Consider the following 21,211-nt stretch of genomic DNA (forward strand, 5'->3'; position numbering starts at 1 on the left):
TTGCTAAATTAGTAACCAAAGTAGCAAAACGAAGTTCGTGAAATGTAGTTTAGCTTCACGACACAACAAGGAGACCCCGCAAGCCGACCCGGCCGCGCGGGACCGCTCAACGGTTTTCCGTCCGCTTGCCCGCGTGCCGCGCTTACCGGCCCTGCACGAGGTCTCCCTGGTTATCCCGCTTTTCGCTTTTGCCCGGCGCTCGCTGCTCCGGGCATCTCGTGCAGTCTGGGTTGACTTTTTGACAGGGTATGGAGGAGATGATGAAGAAAGCTTTGGTCGCGGCCGCGCTGATGGCTGCTGGGGTGGTTACGGCGCACGCGCAGAGCAGCGTCACGCTGTATGGTCGCCTGGATGCCGGCCTCGAGTACCTGAACGGCCTGCAGAACGGCCACCAAGTGCGCGCGGAAAGTGGCGACTGGGGCACGAGCCTGTGGGGCTTGAAGGGCAGCGAGGACATCGGCGGCGGCAACAAGGTCCTGTTCCACCTCGAAGGCGCGTTCAACACGATGACGGGCGGCTTCAGCGGCTCGATCTGGGATCGTTTCGCGACCGTCGGCATCTCCAACGACCGCTACGGTACGCTGCTGCTGGGTCGCGAACTCGCGATCGCGAACGGCGTGTGGGACTTCGATCCGCTGGGCCAGTCGAGCTGGTCGTCGGCATCGCTCGTGCGCGGCCGCAACTGGAACAAGACCAGCAACAACGTGTCGTACCAGTCGCCGCAGTTCTACGGCCTCGACTTCTACGGCCAGTTCGCGTTCTCGAACTCGACCAGCTTCAACGGCAACACGACGGCCGGCCAGCCTGGTCGTGCAGCCGGCGCACAGGTCACGTACACGAACTCGCTGTTCCAGTTGCGCGGCATCTACGACGAAACGCGCGACAGCAACGGCCGCTTCTCGGACGTGTTCAACTACTCGCGTGAATACTTCGCGGGCCTGAACGTGTTCCTCGGCCAGTTCAAGCTGCAGGCGGCTTACCAGTCGTCGCATGCTGACGGCAGCGGCGGCCCGGCCGTCAACAACGGCATCACCGGCACCCAGCAGGTCTGGGGCGGCGTGACGTGGCAGGCCACGCCGGCGGCAGCGCTGATCGCGGCCGTGTACCACGTGAACGCCAACCACGGCGGCGGCAACGCGAACATCTACACGGTCGGCGGTTCGTACAACATCTCGAAGCGCACGCTGTTCGACGTGCAGGTCGCGACGGTGCGCAACAGCTCGACGGCCAACTTCGGCCTGAACGCGAACGGTGCAGGCACCGCCGTGTCGACGGGCAACCCGCATCCGGGCGGCAGCCAGACCGGCGTCTACGCCGGCATCCAGCACCTGTTCTGATCAGGCGCCGTCCAGAGAACGATTCGACAACACTTTCCACGCTGCTGCGAGAGGCGCGTATCGGTGCGGTACCCTCCCGGGTATCCGCACCGTTTTTTATTGGCGGTCCGGGATCGTGCGATCCGCGGCCCGATCTGCCCTGCCGAACGGGCCGGATGCGGCGCTCAGACCGCCGCTTCGTTCTCTTCGCCGGTGCGGATGCGGATCACGCGCTCGACGTCCGACACGAAGATCTTGCCGTCGCCGATCTTGCCCGTGCGCGCCGCGCCGATCACCGCGTCGATCACCTGGTCGACCTGCGCTTCCGCGACGACCACCTCGATCTTCATCTTCGGCAGGAAGTCGACCACGTATTCGGCGCCGCGATACAGCTCGGTGTGCCCCTTCTGGCGGCCGAAGCCCTTCACTTCCGTCACGGTCAGGCCGGTGAGGCCCACTTCGGCGAGCGCTTCGCGGACTTCGTCCAGCTTGAACGGCTTGATGATGGCGGTGATGCGTTTCATGATGGTTGTCCCTTAATGCTCGTTTGGATGAAAAATCGCAATCCCGATTTTAAGCCGTAAGTGTAAGCCGTAAGCCGGCCGGCCGCGCACAGCGCGGCGCGGCTCAGTCGAGACGTTCGGTAAAGCGTGACGTGATCGGATAGCGCCAGTCGCGTCCGAACGCGCGATGCGTGACGCGAATGCCGATCGGCGCCTGGCGGCGCTTGTATTCGTTGATCTTGATGAGCCGCGTCACGCGCGCGACGTCGGCCTCCGCATAGCCGGCCGCGACGATCTCCGCGAGCGGCCGGTCCTCCTCCATGTACATCCGCATGATCGCGTCGAGCACGTCATACGGCGGCAGGCTGTCCTGGTCCGTCTGGTTCTCGCGCAACTCGGCCGACGGCGCGCGCGTCAGGATCCGCTCGGGGATCACGTCGCGCAGCCCGTAGTCCGCAGTGGCGTTGCGATAGCGGCACAGCCGGTAGACCAGCGTCTTCGCGATGTCCTTGATCACCGCGAAGCCGCCGGCCATGTCGCCGTACAGCGTGCAGTAGCCGACCGCCATCTCGCTCTTGTTGCCGGTCGTCAGCACGATCGAGCCGAACTTGTTCGACAGCGCCATCAGCAGCGTGCCGCGGATGCGCGCCTGGATGTTCTCTTCCGTCGCGTCCTCCGCGCGGCCCGCGAATTCGCCCGCGAGCGCCGCGCGGAACGCGTCGAACATCGGCGCGATCGCGATCTCGTCATAGCGCACGCCGACGCGCCGCGCCATCTCCGCCGCGTCGGTGGTCGAGATGTCGGCCGTGTAGCGCGACGGCATCATCACCGCGCGCACGCGCTCGGGCCCGAGCGCGTCGCAGGCGACCGCGAGCACCAGCGCCGAATCGACGCCGCCCGACAGCCCGATCAGCACGCCGGGGAAACCGTTCTTGCCGATGTAGTCGCGCACGCCGGTCACGAGCGCGCGATAGACCTGCGCGTCGACCGGCAGCTCGGGCGCGATCGCACCCGGCAGCGGGCGCGCGCCGTCGAACTCGACGATCGCGTGCCCTTCGTCGAACTGCGGCATCTTCGCGACGAGCGCGCCCTCGCCGTCGAGCACGAACGAGCCGCCGTCGAACACGAGCTCGTCCTGGCCGCCGACGAGGTTCACGTACACCATCGGCAGCCCGGTTTCGCGGATCCGCGCGCGCAGGATGTCGATGCGCAGCGCTTCCTTGTTCATGTGGTACGGCGAACCGTTCGGGATCAGCAGCACCTGCGCGCCGGCGGCCTTCGCGATCTGCGCGGCCGACGCATGCCATGCGTCCTCGCAGATGATCACGCCGTATCTGACGCCGTCGAGCTCGAACACGAGCGGCTCGGTGTCGGTCGCGAAGTAGCGCTTCTCGTCGAACACGTCGGCGTTCGGCAGATCCTGCTTGCGGTAGGTGCCGACGATCTCGCCGCCGACGATCAGCGACACCGCGTTGTAGGTGTCGGCCGGCGGCACGCCGCGCTCGATCGGGCGGTTTGCATTACCATCGACGGCTGGCGCGTGCGGAGCGCCGCCCGACGGACCGCCGCCCGCGCTCCGCAACGGATGGCCGACCAGCACCGCGAGCCCGTCGAACGCACGCAGCGCATCGGCGAGCGCGTCGAGCGCGGCCGCCGCCGCCGTGTAGAACGCGGGCCGCAGCAGCAGGTCTTCCGGCGGATAGCCGGACAGCGCGAGTTCGGGCGCGATCATCAGGCGCGCACCATCGTTGTGCGCGGCGCGGGCGGCCGCGACGATCCGTGCGACGTTGCCGGCGAAATCGCCGACGGTGACGTTGATCTGGGCGAGAGCGAGTCGGGTCTTCATGACGGGATCGGCGCAGCCCGGCGGCGCGCCCTGAACGGCTGACGAAAACGCCTCGGAAGCGGGCCACGGCGGCACGCATCCGGCGGCATCCAACTGTACGGATTCACGCTTGAAACACGAACGCATCGATTATCGCACGGGCATCCTGTCGTCCCCCGCGGAGGTGCCGGCCGACGAATGGAACGCGCTGCTCGAGCGCGACGCGCAGCCGACGCCGTTCCTGCGCCACGAATTCCTCGACGCGCTGCACGTCGCGCGCTGCGCGGTCGACGACACCGGCTGGTCGCCGCACTTCGTCACGCTGACCGACGCGCGCACCGGCCGGCTCGCGGCGGCCGCGCCCGTCTATGCGAAACAGCATTCGTACGGCGAATACGTGTTCGACTGGGCGTGGGCCGACGCGTACCAGCGCAACGGGCTGTCCTACTACCCGAAGCTGCTGTGCGCGGTGCCGTTCACGCCCGTGCAGGGCACGCGCCTGCTCGCGGCCGACGACGACGCGCGCCGCCGGCTCGCGGCCACACTGCTCGCGTTCGCCGAGCAAAGCGACGTGTCGTCGCTGCACGTGCTGTTCCCGACCGGCGACGAGGCGCGGCTGCTCGAGTCGATGGGGATGATGCTGCGCGAAGGCGTGCAGTTCCACTGGCTCAACGACGGCTACCGCGACTTCGACGACTTCCTCGGCACGCTCGAGCAGAAGAAGCGCAAGAACATCCGCGCGGAACGTCGCAAGGTGCGCGATGCCGGCGTCACGTTCCGACGGCTCGCCGGCGAGCAGATCACCGACGCCGACTGGCGCTTCTTCTCGCGCTGCTACCGGCAGACCTATCGCGAGCACTATTCGAGCCCCTACCTGAATCTCGACTTCTTCCGCGCGATCGGCGCGACGATGCCGGAGAACCTGCTGCTCGTGATCGCCGAAGCCGACGGCAAACCGATCGCGAGCTCGCTCGCCGTCTACCGGCGCGGCGCGCACGGCCGCGGCGGCACGCTGTACGGCCGCTACTGGGGCGCGCTCGAACACGTGCCCTGCCTGCATTTCGAAACGGCCTACTACCAGTTGCTCGAATTCTGCATCGAGGCCGGGCTCGACACGTTCGAGGGCGGCGCGCAGGGCGAGCACAAGCTCGCGCGCGGCTTCCTGCCGACCGTCACGCATTCCGCGCACTGGCTCGCGCACCCGGCGTTCTCCGATGCGGTCGCGCGCTTTCTCGAACGCGAGACCGAGCATATCCACGCGTACGTCGACGAGCTGCGCGAGCACGATCCGTTCCGGCGAGGGCCGTGACGGCGGGCGCGAATCATGTCGCTTGCGGCGGCACGCGCCAATTCTGAGACACTGACGGCTTCGCATCCCGCCGCCTGCCCATGTCCTGGTTTCTGTATCTGATCGAGTGTGCCGACGACAGCGTCTACACCGGCATCACGACCGACGTCGCTGCGCGCTTCGACGAGCACGCATCCGGCAAGGGCGCGCGCTATACGCGCTCGCGCAAGCCGCGCGCGGTGCTCGCGTCGTTCCCGCTGCCCGACCGCTCGATCGCGTCGCGCGCCGAGTACTGGGTGAAGCGGCTGACCGCCGCGCAGAAGCGCGAACTGGCGGCAGGATTGCGGACGCTGGAATCGGTGCTGCCGGCTGTGGTGACGATCGACGGGGAAGTCGATGCGGACGGTTTGAAGGCCGGCACGCGGCGGCGGAAGAAAGTGAAGAAGGCGCCGCAGCCCGCCGAAATCACGATGCAGGCGGCCGAAACGGAACAACCCGTGAAGAAAGCCGCGAAGGCCGGTAGTGACGGGAAAGCATCGCGGTCCGGCAAGACCTCGAAGTCCGGGCAAAGCGCGCAGGCTCGTGCGAAGACGAAAGCAGCTCCAGCCAGCAAGCGCGCGACGAACGGCGACGCCGCCGAAGCAAAAAAGGCCTCGTCGCGCAGCACGGCGGCAAAGCAGGACGAGCCTGCCGTCAACTCGACGCCGAAACGGAAAGCGCCGGCCGCCGGCGGCAAGTCCGTCGCGAAGGCACGCGCCGGCAGCGCTTCGACATCGCCGGGGCGCCGCGGTACGTCGGCGGCCGGAAAGGCCAGAACCGAAGCCGTCGAAGCCGCTGCTCCGGCCACCACCGAGCGCGGCGCAACGGGCGCAATTCGCTCAACCGACTCAACGCGAGCGAAGCGTACGAAAACCTCGCCGAACGCCGGCTCCCAGCCCGCGCCCGCCCGCACGCGAAAGAGCACCACCACCGGCGCCAAACCGCGCACAAAACAAAACCGCGCGGCCTCCTGAGGAGACACGCGCGGTTTGCGTTCCGAACGAACCGGCCGCGAGGCCGGCCAGCCGGCTTACTTCTTGTAGTTCGCGGCGCCGTCGGCGATTTCCTTGTGCGCGGCGTCGATGCCGGCCCAGCCTTCGACCTTCACCCACTTGCCCTTCTCGAGCGCCTTGTATTGCTCGAAGAAGTGCTTGATCTGGTCCTTCAGGTACTCGGGCACGTCGTCGATCGACTTCAGGTTCGCCGTCATCGGGCAGACCTTGTCGTGCGGCACCGCAACCAGCTTCGCGTCGACGCCCGACTCGTCGGTCATCTGCAGCATGCCGAGCACGCGCGAACGCACGATCGAGCCGGCCAGCAGCGGGAACGGCGTGATCACCAGCACGTCGACCGGATCGCCGTCGCCCGACAGCGTCTGCGGGATGTAGCCGTAGTTCACCGGATAGCGCATGCCGGTACCGATGAAGCGGTCGACGACGAGGAGACCCAGCTCCTTGTCCGCCTCGTACTTCACCGGATCGCTTTGCGCGGGGATCTCGATGATCACGTTGAAATCGTGCGGCAGGTCCTTGCCGGCCGGAACATGATTGAAGCTCATAGCGCTCTCTGTTGGTCGATGGAATTCGGGACAGGGGCGCCGCGGCCGTTGCACCGCCGCGGGCGTCCCCGCAGGGAATGCGCCATTATAGCCAATCGACCGGTGGCGTCCGGATGACGATCGGCGCGATAATCGTTCCGGATGTCCGGCCATCGAACCCCGGGTGATGTTGCATGGAAGCCGAGCACGGGCTGAAACGCCAAGCCGGGTCGACCGCGAAGCATGGGACCCGAGTAGGCGCTAAAGCGCCAACTCGGGTCGACAGGAGCACGCATGGAAGAAGCGAAGCACTTCATCGCAGGCGAATGGACGTTGCCCGCGCAACTGGAGACGATTCCGGTCGTCGACCCGTCCGACGGCCAGCCGTTCGCGACGATCGCGCGCGGCACCGCGCCCGACATCGAACGCGCGGTCGCCGCCGCCCGCGACGCGTTCGCGGGCCCGTGGGGCGCGGCCAGCGCCGCCGAGCGCGGCCGCGTGCTGATGCGGCTGTCCGCGCGCGTCGCCGACCATCTCGAGGAACTGGCCGCGATCGAGGCACGCGACACCGGCAAGCCGCTGAAGCAGGCGCGTGCCGACGCCGCCGCGCTCGCCCGCTACTTCGAGTTCTACGCGGGCGCCGCCGACAAGCTGCACGGCGAAACCCTCCCCTATCAGGCCGGCTACACGGTACTGACGGTGCGCGAGCCGCACGGCGTCACCGGCCACATCGTGCCGTGGAACTACCCGATGCAAATCTTCGGGCGCAGCGTCGGCGCGGCGCTCGCGGCCGGCAACGCATGCGTCGTGAAACCGGCCGAGGATGCGTGCCTGTCGGTGCTGCGCGTGGCCGAACTCGCCGCCGAAGCCGGGCTGCCGGCCGGTGCGCTGAACATCGTCACCGGCTACGGCCATGAAGCGGGCGCGGCACTCGCGCGCCATCCCGGCATCGACCACATCTCGTTCACCGGCTCGCCCGCGACCGGCAAGCTGGTCACGCAGATGGCCGCCGAGAACCACGTGCCCGTCACGCTCGAACTCGGCGGCAAGTCGCCGCAGATCGTGTTCGCCGACGCCGATCTCGACGCGGCGCTGCCCGTGCTCGTGTCGGCGATCGTGCAGAACGGCGGGCAGACCTGCTCGGCCGGCAGCCGCGTGCTGATCGAGCGCGCGGTCTACGAGCCGCTCGTCGAACGGCTCGCCACCGCGTTCAACGGGCTGCGGGTCGGCCCGAGCCGCGCCGATCTCGACTGTGGCCCGCTGATCAACGCGAAGCAGCAGCAGCGCGTGTGGGATTTCCTGTCCGACGCGCAGCACGACGGCATTCCGATGGCCGGGCACGGCCAGGTCGTCGCCGACGCGCCCGAAAGCGGCTTCTACCAGGCGCCCGCGCTGCTGCGCGACGTGCCGGCGTCGCACCGGCTCGCGCAGGAGGAAGTGTTCGGCCCGGTGCTCGCCGCGATGCGCTTCGTCGACGAAGACGAAGCGGTCGCACTCGCGAACGGCACGCCGTACGGCCTCGTCGCGGGCATCTGGACCCGCGACGGTGCACGCCAGCTGCGTCTCGCGCGCCGCCTGCGCGCCGGCCAGGTGTTCATCAACAACTACGGCGCGGGCGGCGGCGTCGAGTTGCCGTTCGGCGGCGTCGGCCACTCGGGCCATGGCCGCGAGAAAGGCTTCGAGGCGCTGTACGGTTTCACGACGCTGAAGACGATCGCGATCCGGCACGGCTGAACCAGACGAACGCGGCCGGCAACGGACCGGCCGTGTCCCGCAGCACCCTGCACGCATCCAGCACAGGAGACACACCATGCGGTTGAGCGGCAAGACGGCCCTCGTCACGGGCGGCGGTTCGGGCTTCGGCGAAGGCATCGCGAAGACCTATGCGCGCGAAGGCGCGAACGTCGTCGTCAACGACCTGAACGGTGCGGCGGCCGAGCGCGTCGCGAGCGAGATCGCGCTGGCGGGCGGCAAGGCGATCGCGGTCGCGGGCGACGTGTCGAAGGACGCCGACTGGCGCGCGCTGCTGCAGGCCGCGCTCGACGATTTCCATTCGGTGCAGATCGTCGTGAACAACGCCGGCACCACCCATCGCAACAAGCCGGTGCTCGACGTGACGGAAGCCGAGTTCGACCGCGTGTACGCCGTCAACATGAAGAGCCTGTTCTGGAGCGTGCAGACCTTCGTTCCGTATTTCCGCACGCAGGGCGGCGGCGTGTTCGTGAACGTCGCGTCGACGGCCGGCGTGCGGCCGCGCCCGGGCCTCGTCTGGTACAACAGCACGAAGGGCGCGATGATCACCGCGAGCAAGTCGCTCGCGGCCGAGCTCGGCGCCGACCGGATTCGCGTGAACTGCATCAACCCGGTGCTCGGCGAGACGGGCCTGATGACCGAGTTCATGGGCTGCGAGGACACGCCGGAGAATCGCCGCCGGTTCCTCGCGACGATTCCGCTCGGCCGCTTCTCGACGCCGCAGGACATCGCGAACGCGGCCCTGTACCTCGCATCCGACGAAGCCGAGTTCATCACCGGCGTCTGTCTCGAAGTCGACGGCGGGCGCTGCATCTAGCCGCACGGCCGTGATGGCGCCGCGCCGGCAGCGCCGGCCGGCGCCGCATCCACGCATCGTCATTGCTTCGCACGACACCGGATCGGGCGCCGCCGCGCCGGCTCCGGCCACCACAAGAAAGGACAGGAGACAACATGGCAACATCGACGCAGTCGCTGCCGGGCTCGTCCGGCGCATTCGAGGAAGCAACCTACCGCAAGGTGTCCTGGCGGCTCACGCCGCTCCTGCTGCTGTGCTACGTGGTCGCGTATCTCGACCGCGTGAACGTCGGCTTCGCGAAGCTGCAGATGGCGAGCGACCTGAATCTCAGCGATACCGTCTACGGGCTCGGCGCCGGGATCTTCTTCTTCGGCTACTTCCTGTTCGAAGTGCCGAGCAACATCATCCTGCACAAGGTCGGCGCGCGCGTCTGGATCGCGCGCATCATGGCGACGTGGGGCGTGATCTCGATCCTGACGATGTTCGTCACGACGCCCGCGATGTTCTACGTGATGCGCTTCCTGCTCGGCGTCGCCGAGGCCGGCTTCTTCCCCGGCGTGATCCTGTACCTCACCTACTGGTATCCCGCGCACCGGCGCGGCCGGATGACGACGTTCTTCATGACGGCAGTCGCCTTGTCCGGGGTGATCGGCGGGCCGATCTCCGGCTTCATCCTGAAGGCGTTCAACGGCGTGAGCGGCTGGCACGGCTGGCAATGGCTGTTCCTGCTCGAAGGGATCCCGTCGGTGCTGGCCGGCGTGCTGGTGTTCTTCGCGCTCGACGACCGGATCGCGAAGGCCAAATGGCTCACCGACGACGAAAAGGCGCTGCTCGCGCGCAACGTCGACGCGGAGGAAGCGACCAAGGAAGACCTGCCGCTCGGCGCGGTGATGGCGAGCCCGCGCGTGTGGCTGATGGCGCTCATCTACTTCTCGTTCGTGATGGGGCTGTACGGCGTCGGCTTCTGGCTGCCGACGATCATCAAGGCGACCGGCGTGACCGACACGTTCATGATCGGGCTGCTGTCGGCGGTTCCGTATGCGGCGGCGGTGGTCGCGATGATCCTGATCGCGCGCAGCGCGGACAAGCGCCGCGAACGACGCTGGCACCTGGCGATTCCGGCCGCGTTCGGCGCGCTCGGGCTCGTGCTGTCGGTGATCTGGGCGCACCAGACGGCGCTCGCGATGCTCGGCCTCACGCTCGCGACGATGGGCATCCTGACGACGCTGCCGCTGTTCTGGAGCCTGCCGACCGCGTTCCTCGGCGGCGCGGCGGCCGCGGCGGGCATCGCGATGATCAACTCGATCGGCAACCTCGCGGGCTTCCTGAGCCCGTACATGATGGGCTGGCTCAAGCAGGCGACGGGCGCCAACGACGCGGGCATGTACATGCTCGCCGGGTTCCTCGTGCTTGGCGGGCTGCTCGCGCTGTCGGTGCCGAAGCGGCTCGTCGACAAGTGACGTGACGCGGCGCGCCGCGATGCCGTTCGTCGCGGGCGAAAACGACTTGCCGCGCCGGCTCCGCGCGTAGCGTCCAGTCCGGCGAGGCGAGAGCGCATAAGAGAAGCCCCGAAGGCCATCCGGCGTTCGGGGCTTTTTTACGCGCGGCGGGCGAGCGCCGCCGCGTCAGACCACGGTGATCGCGAGCGCGCTTTCGCGGTAGTGCTTCGCCGCCTTGTCGGTTTCGCCGAGGTGCTCGAACAGGCGTGCGAGCGCACGGTGCGCACGCACCTTCAGCGCCTCGTTGTCGGCCTGCTTCAGCGCGGCTTCGAGGAACGACTGCGCCTTGCCCCAGAGCTGCTGCTGCTGGCAGAGACGGCCGAGCGCGAACAGCAGGTCGGCATCGTCCGGGTGATCCTTCCTCCAGCCTTCGGCCTTCTGGATCAGCGGCAGCGCATCGCCGCCGGCCGTGTCCGGATAGCGGCGCAGCAGGCGCGCATCCCAGTTGTGCGCGAGCGCGTCCTCGACGATGCGGCGCGCTTCGGTGCGGCGCTCGAGCGTCACCAGCAGCTCGGCCGCGAGATCGGCCAGGCGTGGCGACTGGCGCTCGAGCGGCGACAGCGACTGCCACACCTCGAGCAGTGCGTCCGGGTCGTGCCGGCGTTCGCGCAGCAGGTTCTCCGCCGCCTGCTGGCGCAGCCGCACGGCCGCGGCCGGATGCAGCGCCTCGCGTTTCTCGAGCGCCTTTGCGAGCTTCAGCACCTCGGCCCAGTTCTTCAACTGCTGCTGCGCGCGCAGCGCGACCTGCTGCGCATGGATGCGCTTGCCGCCCGCCTGCAGGTCGGCCAGCGCGGCGAGCGCGCCGTCGGCATCGCGCGCATCCGCGCGCATGTCGGCCGCGGCGAGCAGCCGTGCGTCCTGCCATTCCGGCGCGTCGACCTTCGACAGCCAGTCGTCGCGGCGCGTGTACTCGTGCATCCGGTGCGCGGCGGTGGCCCCGACGAGACTCGCGGCGCCCTGGTTCGCATCGACCGCGAGCGCGTCGCGCGCAGCCTTCTCGGCGCGCGAGAAGCGGCCCGCGTACAGGTTCGCGATCGCGTCGCGCAGCGACGCCTGCGCCTTCTCGTTGCGCGAACGCGCACGATACGCGGCGACCCGCTGCGGCATGCGCCAGATGTTGCGCACGATGCGCAGCAGCGCGTACACGACGATGAACAGCACGACGATGGAGATCACGAACAGGTTCAGCGACACGTCGACCCGGTACGGCGGATAGACGAGCAGCACCTGCCCCGCGTCGAAATGGCCGACGGTGGCGAGTGCCGCGGCGATCGCGAACAGGATCGCGAGCCAGACGATTCCTCGAAGCGTCATCGTTACCCCCGGCTCTTGAACTGCTGAACGGCGTTCAGGCTCGTGTTCAGGTTCGGCACCGCAACCGTCAGCGATGCACCGTCGACCTGCTTGAGCAGATCCTCGACGGTCTGCGTGTCCTTCGATGCCTGGTCGAAATACTTGCCGAGCGACGCCTGCGCGGCGTGCAGGTCGGCCTTCATCGCGCCGTCGTTGCGCGCGAGCAGCGACAGCCGCGCCGTGAGCAGGCGCAGCTTCACGTTCTCGCGCACGAAGTAGCCCTGGTCGGGCGACGCGAGCATCGCGTCGGCATTGTCGATCCGGCGCACCTGCACGAGGCCCTTCAGCTGCTCGCCGAGGCCGGCCGAGAAGTCATGCCACCACACCTTCCAGCGCGGCGTGTCGGCTGCCACCGGCGACGCGGCCTCGGCCGGAGCGGCCTTCGGCGACGCGTGCGGAACCGTCGCCTCGCCCGACAGCGGCAGCGCGTCGATCTTCGCGATCGCGTCGTCGAGCTTGATCGCGAGGCCCGTTAGGTCGGCCGACGGCGCGGCCTTCAGCTTCTCGATGTCCTGCGCGAGCGCCTTGCGCACCGTGACGGCCTGCGCGCTCTGCGACGTCGCGAGTCGCGCGTCGGCATTCTGCAGCGCGATCAGCGCGAGCTGCGTGTTGCCGGTGAGCTGCAGTTGCTGGCTCGCGCTCGACAGCATCTGATCGACTTCCTCGAGCATCCACGCGTCGCGGTTGCGCGACAGGTCCTGGTATTGCTGCTGCAGCGCCTGCTGCGCGCTCTGCGCGTCGGCGAGCTTGCCGTCGAGCTGCGCGAGCTGCGTGTCGACCTGGTGCGTGCCCGCGAGCGCCTGCTCGGTCTTCATGCGGATCTCGGCCGTCTGCGCATCGAGCGCCTTCTGGCGTGCGACGAACGAATCGTCGAGCCGGTCGACCTTGCGGTTCAGCGCATAGCCGCCGGCGCCCGCCGCGCAGCCGAGCACGACGACGACGAACCACAGCACCGCGCTGCCGCCGCGGCGCGCAGGCGGTTCGGACGCCATATAGGCGGGACGGGACGGCGGTGCGGAAGCAGCGGCCGGCTGGGAAGCGACGCTTTTGGAATCGTTGGTATCTGTCATGCGTTTAGTCACCGGTGCGGCTGTCGCCGGTTGGACGGCCTCGTCGGCCATCGTTCGAAACGCGCGGACGATGCGCTCATCGCCCGCGCCGGTCAGCGTAATCCTATCAAAACCCAGTGCGCGCGCGGTCTGCTCGATGCGCGGGTGCGGCGTCACGAGCGGCGCGTGCTTCAGCGCCTCGATCTCGGCGTCGTTCAGGTGCGTGCGCGCGAGTTCGTGCAGGTTGCGCACGCCCTCCGAGCTCGTGACGAGCCACGCGTGCGGCGCGCCGGCGAGCAGCGCATGCACGCGCTCCCACGCGCCGACGCGCGGCTCGGGCACGACGCGCCGGTACGCGGCCACCAGCGTGACGTCCGCGCCGGCTTCGCGCAGCCGCTCGGCGAGCCATTCGCGCCCGCCGTCGCCGCGCACGATCAGCACGCGCTTGCCCGCCAGCGCCTGCGCGCCGCCGAACGCGGCCTCGATGCTCGCGAACAGGTTTTCCGAATCGTAATGCGGGACGCCGCCGTCGGCGGGCGCCTGCGGCGCGATCACGCGATGCGCGGGCGCCGCGATGCCGTGGCGCTCGAGCGCCGCGACGCTGCCGGGCCCGACGACGCCGACCGGCAGTGCATTCGGCCAGATCGCGCCGTACTGCGCGAGTGCGCGGTCGATCGCGTTCGGCGATACGAAGATCACGAGCGCGTAGTCCGCGAGCGCCGCGAACGCGGCATCGAGCGGCGCCGGATCGTCGACCGGCGCGATGTCGATCAGCGGGAATTCGAGCACGTCGCAGCCGGCCTCGGCCAGTTGGGCCACCAGCGCGGCCGACTGGCCGTCGGGGCGCGTCAGGACGGCGGTGAACGCACGCGCGCCGCCTGCCATCAGGCGTCGCCCTTGCCGGCCTGCGAGCCGGCGAGCAGTGCGTTGACGATGTCGAGCGCACCCTGCGCCTCGAGCTCGTCGGACACCGCGCGGCCGAGCGCGAGCGCATCGGCGACGGTCATCACTGCGCCGCACTCCTCGGCGGTCAGCACGCGCCGGCCGTCGGTCGTCGACACGCGGCCCGTCAGGTACAGCTCGCCCGCGCGCCACACCGCGTGCGCGGCAAGCGGCACCTCGCAGCTGCCGCCGAGCGCGCGCGACACCATCCGCTCGGCCTCGACCGCGAGCGCGGTCTGCGGGTCGTGCAGCGGCGCGAGCCATCCGGCGACGTCCGTGCGGTGCGCGGCGATTTCAATGCCGAGCGCGCCCTGGCCGGCGGCCGGCGGGCTGTCCTCGACGTCGATCAGCGCGCGGATCCGCGCTTCGAGGCCGAGACGCTTCAGGCCCGCGGCCGCGAGGATGATCGCCGCGTAATCGCCGCGATCGAGCTTCGACAGGCGCGTGTCGAGGTTGCCGCGCAGCGGTAGCACGTCGAGGTGCGGATAGCGCGCGCGCAGCATCGCCTCGCGGCGCAGGCTCGACGTGCCGACGACGGCGCCGGCCGGCAGCGCGTCGAGCGACGCGTAGTCGTTCGACACGAACGCGTCGCGCGGATCCTCGCGCTCCATGATCGCGGTCAGCGCGAAACCGTCGGGCAGCGCCATCGGCACGTCCTTCAGCGAATGCACGGCGAGGTCGGCACGGCCGTCGGCGAGCGCATTCTCCAGCTCCTTCACGAACAGGCCCTTGCCGCCGACCTTCGACAGCGTGCGATCGAGAATCTGATCGCCACGGGTCGTCATCCCGAGGATTTTCACGTCACAAGCTGGATATAATTTGCGCAGCGCATCACGCACATGTTCGGCTTGCCACATCGCCAGGCGGCTCTCGCGCGAAGCGATCGTCAGCGTCGCGGGAGCTTGTGCCGCAAGAGTCTCGGAATTCATTGCTGGAACATCGAAGGACGGGATTGAAGATCGAACAATGGTAGCACGCACGCCCCGGCCCGCCCGGGCCCGGAGCCTGCGCCCGCCGCGCTTCGGCGCAGGCGGCGACACCGATGCGCGGATGTGCCGCACGTAGCTGGTTGCTTGACCGCAGTTCCCGTAGTTTCCGCAGTCCCCGCAGTCCCTTTTGACTCGAGCTTTCCCAAGGAAACCCATCGTGAAGTCTTCCGGATCGGCGCGTACGGCGCGCCGCAATGCTGCCCTGCCCTCCTCCGATGCCCCGACGGGCACCATCGCCACCGCCGCGAACGGCCGTGCGAAAACGGCAACGAAACCGAAAGACCCGATACGTCAGACAAAACGCGCGATCAAATCCGCCGCCCCGGCCGCCCGCAAGGCCGGCGCGGCGAAGCCCGGCGCCCGCACGCGCGAGGACAAGGACGGTCCGCTGTTCGAGGACATCCGCTACCTCGGCCGCCTGCTCGGCGACGTGGTGCGTGAACAGGAAGGCGACACCGTGTTCGACGTCGTCGAGACCATTCGCCAGACGGCGGTGAAGTTTCGCCGCGAGGACGACAGCGAGGCCGCGCAAACGCTGGAGAAGAAGCTGCGCAAGCTGACGCCTGAGCAGACGGTGAGCGTCGTGCGCGCGTTCAGCTATTTCTCGCACCTCGCGAACATCGCGGAAGACCGCCACCACAACCGCCGCCGCCGCATCCACGCGCTGGCCGGCTCCGCGCCGCAGCCCGGCACCGTCGCATACGCGCTCGAGCAGCTGAAGACGACCGGCAACGCGTCGAAGCGCCTGCTGCAGCGCTTCTTCGACGATGCGCTGATCGTGCCGGTGCTGACCGCGCACCCGACCGAAGTGCAGCGCAAGAGCATCCTCGACGCGCAGCACGACATCGCGCGCCTGCTCGCCGAGCGCGACCAGGAGCTGACCGCGCGCGAGCGCCAGTACAACGAATCGATGCTGCGCGCGCGCGTGACCGCGCTGTGGCAGACCCGCATGCTGCGCGACGCGCGCCTGACGGTCGGCGACGAGATCGAGAACGCGCTGTCGTACTACCGCGCGACGTTCCTCGACGAATTGCCCGCGCTGTACGGCGACATCGAGGCCGCGCTCGCCGAGCACGGCCTGTCCGCGCGTGTACCGGCGTTCTTCCAGATGGGCAGCTGGATCGGCGGCGATCGCGACGGCAACCCGAACGTGACCGCCCCGACCCTCGAAGAAGCGATCAACCGCCAATCCGCGGTGATCCTCGAACACTATCTGGAACAGGTGCACAAGCTCGGCGCCGAGCTGTCGGTATCGAACCTGCTGGTCGGCGCGAACGACGCGGTGAAGGCGCTCGCGGCCGCGTCGCCCGACCAGTCGCCGCATCGCGTCGACGAACCGTATCGCCGTGCGCTGATCGGCATCTACACGCGGCTCGCCGCAAGCGCGCGCGTGCGGCTCGGCGAAGGCACGGTGCCGGTACGCAGCGCCGGCCGCGGCGCGCCGCCGGTGCGCGCGGTGCCGTACGCCGACTCCGAGGCCTTCGTCGCCGACCTGAAGGTGCTGACCGCCTCGCTCGACGAACATCACGGCGCGTCGCTCGCCGCACCGCGCCTTGCGCCGCTCGTGCGCGCGGCCGAAGTGTTCGGCTTCCATCTCGCGAGCATCGACCTGCGCCAGAGCTCCGACATCCACGAAGCCGTGGTCGCCGAGCTGTTCGCGCGCGCCGGCGTCGAAGCCGACTACGCGGCGCTCGCCGAGGAAGACAAGCTGCGCGTGCTGCTGGCCGCGCTTGCCGATCCCCGCCCGCTGCGCTCGCAGTACCTCGAATACTCGGCGCTCGCGCAGAGCGAGCTCGGCGTGTTCGAGAAAGCCCGCGAGGTACGCGCGCAATTCGGCGCGCGTGCGGTGCGCAACTACATCATCTCGCACACGGAAACCGTCAGCGACCTCGTCGAGGTGCTGCTGCTGCAGAAGGAAACGGGCCTGCTCGAAGGCACGCTCGGCCACCATGCGAAGAACGGCCTGATGGTGATTCCGCTGTTCGAGACGATTCCCGACCTGCGCGACGCCGCGCGCATCATGCGCGAATACTTCGCACTGCCGGGCATCGACGCGCTGATCGCGCACCAGGGTGCCGAACAGGAAGTGATGCTCGGCTACTCGGACAGCAACAAGGACGGCGGCTTCCTCACGTCGAACTGGGAGCTGTATCGCGCGGAACTCGCGCTCGTCGACCTGTTCCGCGAACGCAAGATCACGCTGCGCCTGTTCCACGGCCGCGGCGGCACGGTCGGCCGCGGGGGCGGCCCGACCTACCAGGCGATCCTGTCGCAGCCGCCGGGCACCGTGAACGGCCAGATCCGCCTGACCGAACAGGGCGAGGTGATCGCGAGCAAGTTCGCGAACCCCGAGATTGGCCGGCGCAACCTCGAGACGGTGGTCGCCGCGACGCTCGAGGCGTCGCTGCTGCCGCAATCGAACGCGCCCGCGCAACTGCCCGCGTTCGAAGCCGCGATGCAGACGCTGTCCGACGCCGCGATGGCGTCGTATCGCGCGCTCGTCTATGAAACGCCCGGCTTCACCGACTACTTCTTCTCGTCGACGCCGATCACCGAGATCGCCGAGCTGAACATCGGCAGCCGCCCGGCCTCGCGCAAGCTGCAGGATCCGAAGAACCGCAGGATCGAGGATCTCCGCGCGATCCCGTGGGGCTTCTCGTGGGGCCAGTGCCGGCTGCTGCTGACGGGCTGGTACGGCTTCGGCAGCGCGGTGAGCGCGTATCTCGACGGCGCGCAGGACGCGGCCGAGCGCGCGAAGCGCGTCGCGCTGCTCAGGAAGATGAACAAGACCTGGCCGTTCTTCGCGAACCTGCTGTCGAACATGGACATGGTGCTCGCGAAGACCGATCTCGCGGTCGCGTCGCGCTACGCGCAGCTGGTCGCCGACCGCAAGCTGCGCAAGCACGTGTTCGAGCGGATCGTCGCGGAATGGGAGCGCACGTCGCAGGCGCTCGCGGAAATCACCGGGCACGAAGGCCGCCTCGCGACCAACCCGCTGCTCGCGCGCTCGATCAAGAACCGCTTCCCGTATCTCGATCCGCTGAACCACCTGCAGGTCGAGCTGATCAAGCGTCACCGCGCGGGCGACTCGAACGCGCGGCTGCGCCGCGGGATTCACCTGACCATCAACGGGATCGCGGCCGGCCTGCGCAACACGGGCTGATCCGAGCGCGGTGCGGGCCTGCCCCGCGCCGCGCCGTCATCGCGAAACGAAAGCCGCAAAACGAAAGCCGCGATACGCGACCACGCGTATCGCGGCTTTTTTCATCGAACGGCGCGACGGCACCGGCCGCCGTGCCGTCCCTCGCGCTCATTGCGCGTCGATCAGCAACGCGTCGTGCTCGAACGAGCCGTCAGGCTGCACCGCGTAGTAGCCGTGCACCTCGTCGGGCGCATGCGCCCACAGCGCACGAATGCCCGCGACGCTGTCGGCCGGCGTGCGGATCCGCTCGACCCACGTAGCGAATTCGATCGGCAGGCGCCAGCGGCTCTGCACGTGCGCGTCGAACCCGGCGCCGCGGAACATCGCGAGCCATTCGTCGGCACGGTAGTCGCGCACGTGCGACGCATCGCGCAGTACTTCCGCGGCCTGCAGATACGTGTCGAGCAGCGGATGGTCGTTGCCCGCGATGTCGATCATCAGCACGCGGCCGCCGGGCTTCAGCACGCGGCGCACCTCGGCAAGCGCCGCGCGCACGTCGTGCCAGTGGTGCGCGCTCATCCGGCTGACCACCCAGTCGAAGGTGCCCCCGTCGAACGGCAGTTGCTCGGCCGGGCCCTGCTGCGTACGGATGTTCGCGAGCCCGCGCGCGCGCGCGGCGGCATCGACGGTCGCGAGCATCGGCGCGGCGAGATCGTACGCGACCACGTCGCGCACGTGCGGAGCAACCGCGAAGCTCGCGTGGCCGGCGCCGCAGCCGAGATCGAGCACCGCGGCTTCGGGCGTCGCGCGCACGGCGTCGGCCAGCGCCTGCAGATCGGCACCCGTCGCGTGGACCGTGCTCGTCAGGTAGGCGGCGGCCGTCGTGCCGAATGCGTCGGCGACCTGGTCGTGGTGTTTCATCGTTCGCTCCTTCCTTGGGTGGGGTGCTCGCTGCCTGTCAGCGCGCGAATCGCTACAATAGGGCCGCGCTTGTACCAGTACAAGTTAAGCAGTTATTCTGGTATTTGTTACACCTGCCTGATCCTTGCCGCGCACTCAGCGCCCCTTTTCAGCCGTTTCCGCATGAACCAGCCGTCGTCCGCCCCCACCCCGCCCCTCGATGCGACGCCCGCCCGCGCGCTCGGCGAATTCATCCGCGCACACCGCGAGCGGCTGTCGCCGCAGGCCGTCGGCCTGCCGCCCGGCCCGCGCCGCCGCACGCCGGGGCTGCGGCGCGAGGAAGTCGCGCAGCTGTGCGGCGTCAGCCCGACCTGGTACACGTGGATCGAGCAGGGCCGCCCGGTGTCGGCGTCGGCCGACGCGCTCGCGCGGATCGCCGTCGCACTGCAGTTGTCGAAAGCCGAACGCGCGTACCTGTTCGAACTGGCCGCACAGCGCGATCCGGCCGAGCCCGACGTCGCGGCCGGCGACTTGCCGCCGACGCTCGCCGCCACCGTCGCCGCGATCGCCACGCCGGCGTACGTGCTCGACCGGCAATGGAACGCGCTCGCATGGAACGCGCCGGCCGCCGCGCTATTCACGGGCTGGCTCGACGACGAGCACGACCGCAACCTGCTGCGCTTCACGTTCATGGCGCCGGCCGCGCGCACGCTGATCGTCGACTGGGAAACCCGCGCGCGCCGGCTCGCGGCCGAATTCCGCGCCGACTCGATCCGCCACCTCGCCGATGCGCCGACCCGCGCGCTGATCGACGCGCTGATGGCCGGCAGCGATGCCTTCGCGCAGTACTGGGCGTCGCAGGACGTGTTCGAGCGCGAAGGCGGCCTGCGCGAATTCGACCATCCGGCCGACGGCCGCCTCGTGTACCAGCAGATCACGCTGAAACCCGCGCACCGCGAGGACCTGAAGCTGGTCGTGCTCGTGCGCGATTGACGCGGCTCAGAAGCTGATCGTCGCGGTGATGGTGTCGCTGTAGTTGCCGGGTGCCGGTGTCGCCTGTGCAGGTACGCGGCCGTATATCGCGATCGCCTGCTCGAATCCGCTGCCGGTTCCGGTCGCCATCGTCGTGCCGCCGGTGCCGTCGCCCCACGGCTGCGTGTGGCCGCTGTCCTGATAGAGCTGATAGGCGACCGAGCCGCCGCCCGTGCGCTGCATCGTCCGAGCGGTGACACTGCCGCTGGCGCCGCCGTTCAACGCGATCTGGAATGCATCGCCGTTCGTGCACCGCGCACTGATCGAGCCGCTCGCGGTCAGCGCCGACGCCAGCACGCCCGACGCCGGAAACGCAACGCCGGTCGCGCTGATGATGCAGTTGTTGATGACGGTGGCCGTGGCCGTAACGGTCATCGTGCCGGCCGTCGACTGCGACGCGCACGGCGTCGGCAGCACGCCGAGCAGCGAAAAACTGTAGCTGTAGGCGGCCTGGTTGCCGCTGAAACTCTGCGAATAGACCGTGCTGGCATTGTTCACGGTCGGCACGGTGGGCTGGTTCGACGCAATGCGGCCATAGATGGTCACGTTCGTACTGGCGGACGTGCCGAGCAGCGGCTTCGTCAACGAGACGGATATCGGCGTCGTGCCGGTGCTGACGGCGCCCCAGGGCTGCGAATAGCCCGCGTCCTGATACAGGTCGTACTGCATCTGGTTCGCCCCGTTGCTCAGGTAGCGCGGGCTCGTGCCGCCGAGATTCACGCATACGAGCACGCCGGTGTTCAGGCTCAGCACGTCCCACGTGCAACTCACGGTCATCGTGCTGTTGGTCGTATAGGCCTGTTGCGTAATCGGGCTGACCGAGCCGAAGCTCGGCACCGGCGGCGTCACCGAACACGTGTCCGCGCGAGCCGGCAGCCACGGCATGCCGAGCAGCGCGGCCAGCAACAGGCACGATAGCGCGCGCATCCAGCGGCGCGCCGTGTCGACTCCTTGATCCGCCATGCATTCCCCCGAAATTGCCCGCCCGTTCGATCCGGCTTCCAGCCCGGGCAGCGCCCCCATGGTATCCGTCCGCGCAGCGATCATTCGCATTGTTGCTTGATCCATGTCAAAAGCGCCGATGGCATTCCGCGAGGAACCGCGGACAATGCGCTCCGGATCGGCGTTTTCTCCAATGCGCGCGACCGAGTCCGTGGAGTAGTCTTGCACCAACGACAGAGCGGTAACGGCGACCGGCGACAGACCACGCGGCAGGCACTCCGCGGCCGGGCGACCCCATTAAACGGCA

The 21,211-nt window shown here is 68.8% G+C and carries 16 protein-coding genes; 8 read left to right on the forward strand and 8 right to left on the reverse strand.

Annotated elements, in window-relative coordinates:
* Positions 1-257: 257 nt before the first annotated feature.
* Complete coding sequence (locus tag DIE12_RS26170) at positions 258-1,337, forward strand: porin (RefSeq protein WP_044847749.1); 1,080 nt, start codon at positions 258-260, stop codon at positions 1,335-1,337.
* 164 nt (positions 1,338-1,501) lie between these two features.
* Here the strand turns inward: DIE12_RS26170 and DIE12_RS26175 are convergent, their stop codons facing one another.
* A complete protein-coding gene (locus tag DIE12_RS26175) occupies positions 1,502-1,840 on the reverse strand; it encodes a P-II family nitrogen regulator (protein ID WP_006398637.1) in 339 nt (112 codons plus the stop codon).
* Positions 1,841-1,943: 103 nt separating this feature from the next.
* Complete coding sequence (locus tag DIE12_RS26180) at positions 1,944-3,665, reverse strand: NAD+ synthase (protein WP_124488438.1); 1,722 nt, start codon at positions 3,663-3,665, stop codon at positions 1,944-1,946.
* A gap of 109 nt (positions 3,666-3,774) precedes the next feature.
* Between DIE12_RS26180 and DIE12_RS26185 the strand changes: the two genes are divergently transcribed.
* Positions 3,775-4,953: a GNAT family N-acetyltransferase gene (locus tag DIE12_RS26185; protein ID WP_124521571.1), complete on the forward strand. Its 1,179-nt coding sequence runs from the start codon at positions 3,775-3,777 to the stop codon at positions 4,951-4,953.
* 80 nt (positions 4,954-5,033) lie between these two features.
* Entirely contained in the window at positions 5,034-5,945 is a 912-nt protein-coding gene (locus DIE12_RS26190) for a GIY-YIG nuclease family protein (RefSeq protein WP_124521570.1), read from the forward strand.
* A 56-nt stretch (positions 5,946-6,001) separates the two neighbouring features.
* Here the strand turns inward: DIE12_RS26190 and ppa are convergent, their stop codons facing one another.
* A complete protein-coding gene (gene ppa, locus DIE12_RS26195) occupies positions 6,002-6,529 on the reverse strand; it encodes an inorganic diphosphatase (RefSeq protein ID WP_011885693.1) in 528 nt (175 codons plus the stop codon).
* A 273-nt stretch (positions 6,530-6,802) separates the two neighbouring features.
* On the opposite strand from ppa, the gene DIE12_RS26200 reads away from it, so the two are divergent.
* The 3 genes from DIE12_RS26200 to DIE12_RS26210 all read left to right on the forward strand — a co-directional run bounded on the left by DIE12_RS26200 (position 6,803) and on the right by DIE12_RS26210 (position 10,516).
* Positions 6,803-8,242, forward strand: a complete 1,440-nt coding sequence (locus DIE12_RS26200; RefSeq protein ID WP_124488441.1) for an aldehyde dehydrogenase family protein — start codon at positions 6,803-6,805, stop codon at positions 8,240-8,242.
* Between the two features lie 76 nt (positions 8,243-8,318).
* Positions 8,319-9,077, forward strand: coding sequence for an SDR family oxidoreductase (locus DIE12_RS26205; RefSeq protein ID WP_044847736.1), 759 nt, complete (start codon positions 8,319-8,321; stop codon positions 9,075-9,077).
* A gap of 134 nt (positions 9,078-9,211) precedes the next feature.
* Positions 9,212-10,516 carry an MFS transporter gene (locus DIE12_RS26210; RefSeq protein ID WP_124521568.1) on the forward strand — a complete coding sequence of 435 codons (1,305 nt, stop codon included), beginning with the start codon at positions 9,212-9,214 and terminating at the stop codon, positions 10,514-10,516.
* Between the two features lie 165 nt (positions 10,517-10,681).
* Here DIE12_RS26210 and DIE12_RS26215 read toward each other — a convergent pair whose 3' ends face one another.
* From DIE12_RS26215 to hemC, 3 genes are read right to left on the reverse strand one after another with little or no spacing between them, the layout of a single operon-like run.
* Positions 10,682-11,869, reverse strand: coding sequence for a heme biosynthesis protein HemY (locus DIE12_RS26215; protein WP_124488443.1), 1,188 nt, complete (start codon positions 11,867-11,869; stop codon positions 10,682-10,684).
* 2 nt (positions 11,870-11,871) lie between these two features.
* Positions 11,872-13,842, reverse strand: coding sequence for a fused uroporphyrinogen-III synthase HemD/membrane protein HemX (gene hemDX, locus DIE12_RS26220; RefSeq protein ID WP_124521567.1), 1,971 nt, complete (start codon positions 13,840-13,842; stop codon positions 11,872-11,874).
* A complete protein-coding gene (hemC, locus tag DIE12_RS26225) occupies positions 13,842-14,828 on the reverse strand; it encodes a hydroxymethylbilane synthase (protein WP_044847732.1) in 987 nt (328 codons plus the stop codon). The genes hemDX and hemC overlap by 1 nt, the downstream gene beginning before the upstream one ends.
* Positions 14,829-15,045: 217 nt before the next feature.
* Between hemC and ppc the strand changes: the two genes are divergently transcribed.
* Positions 15,046-18,051 carry a phosphoenolpyruvate carboxylase gene (gene ppc, locus DIE12_RS26230; protein WP_124521566.1) on the forward strand — a complete coding sequence of 1,002 codons (3,006 nt, stop codon included), beginning with the start codon at positions 15,046-15,048 and terminating at the stop codon, positions 18,049-18,051.
* Positions 18,052-18,198: 147 nt separating this feature from the next.
* Here the strand turns inward: ppc and DIE12_RS26235 are convergent, their stop codons facing one another.
* A complete protein-coding gene (locus DIE12_RS26235; RefSeq protein ID WP_124521565.1) occupies positions 18,199-18,951 on the reverse strand; it encodes a class I SAM-dependent methyltransferase in 753 nt (250 codons plus the stop codon).
* Positions 18,952-19,113: 162 nt separating this feature from the next.
* Between DIE12_RS26235 and DIE12_RS26240 the strand changes: the two genes are divergently transcribed.
* Positions 19,114-19,923 carry a helix-turn-helix transcriptional regulator gene (locus tag DIE12_RS26240; RefSeq protein WP_044847729.1) on the forward strand — a complete coding sequence of 270 codons (810 nt, stop codon included), beginning with the start codon at positions 19,114-19,116 and terminating at the stop codon, positions 19,921-19,923.
* Between the two features lie 6 nt (positions 19,924-19,929).
* Here DIE12_RS26240 and DIE12_RS26245 read toward each other — a convergent pair whose 3' ends face one another.
* Entirely contained in the window at positions 19,930-20,925 is a 996-nt protein-coding gene (locus DIE12_RS26245; protein WP_124521564.1) for a spore coat U domain-containing protein, read from the reverse strand.
* Positions 20,926-21,211: the final 286 nt, after the last annotated feature.

The organism is Burkholderia sp. Bp9015 (assembly GCF_003853505.1).
GTDB lineage: Bacteria > Pseudomonadota > Gammaproteobacteria > Burkholderiales > Burkholderiaceae > Burkholderia.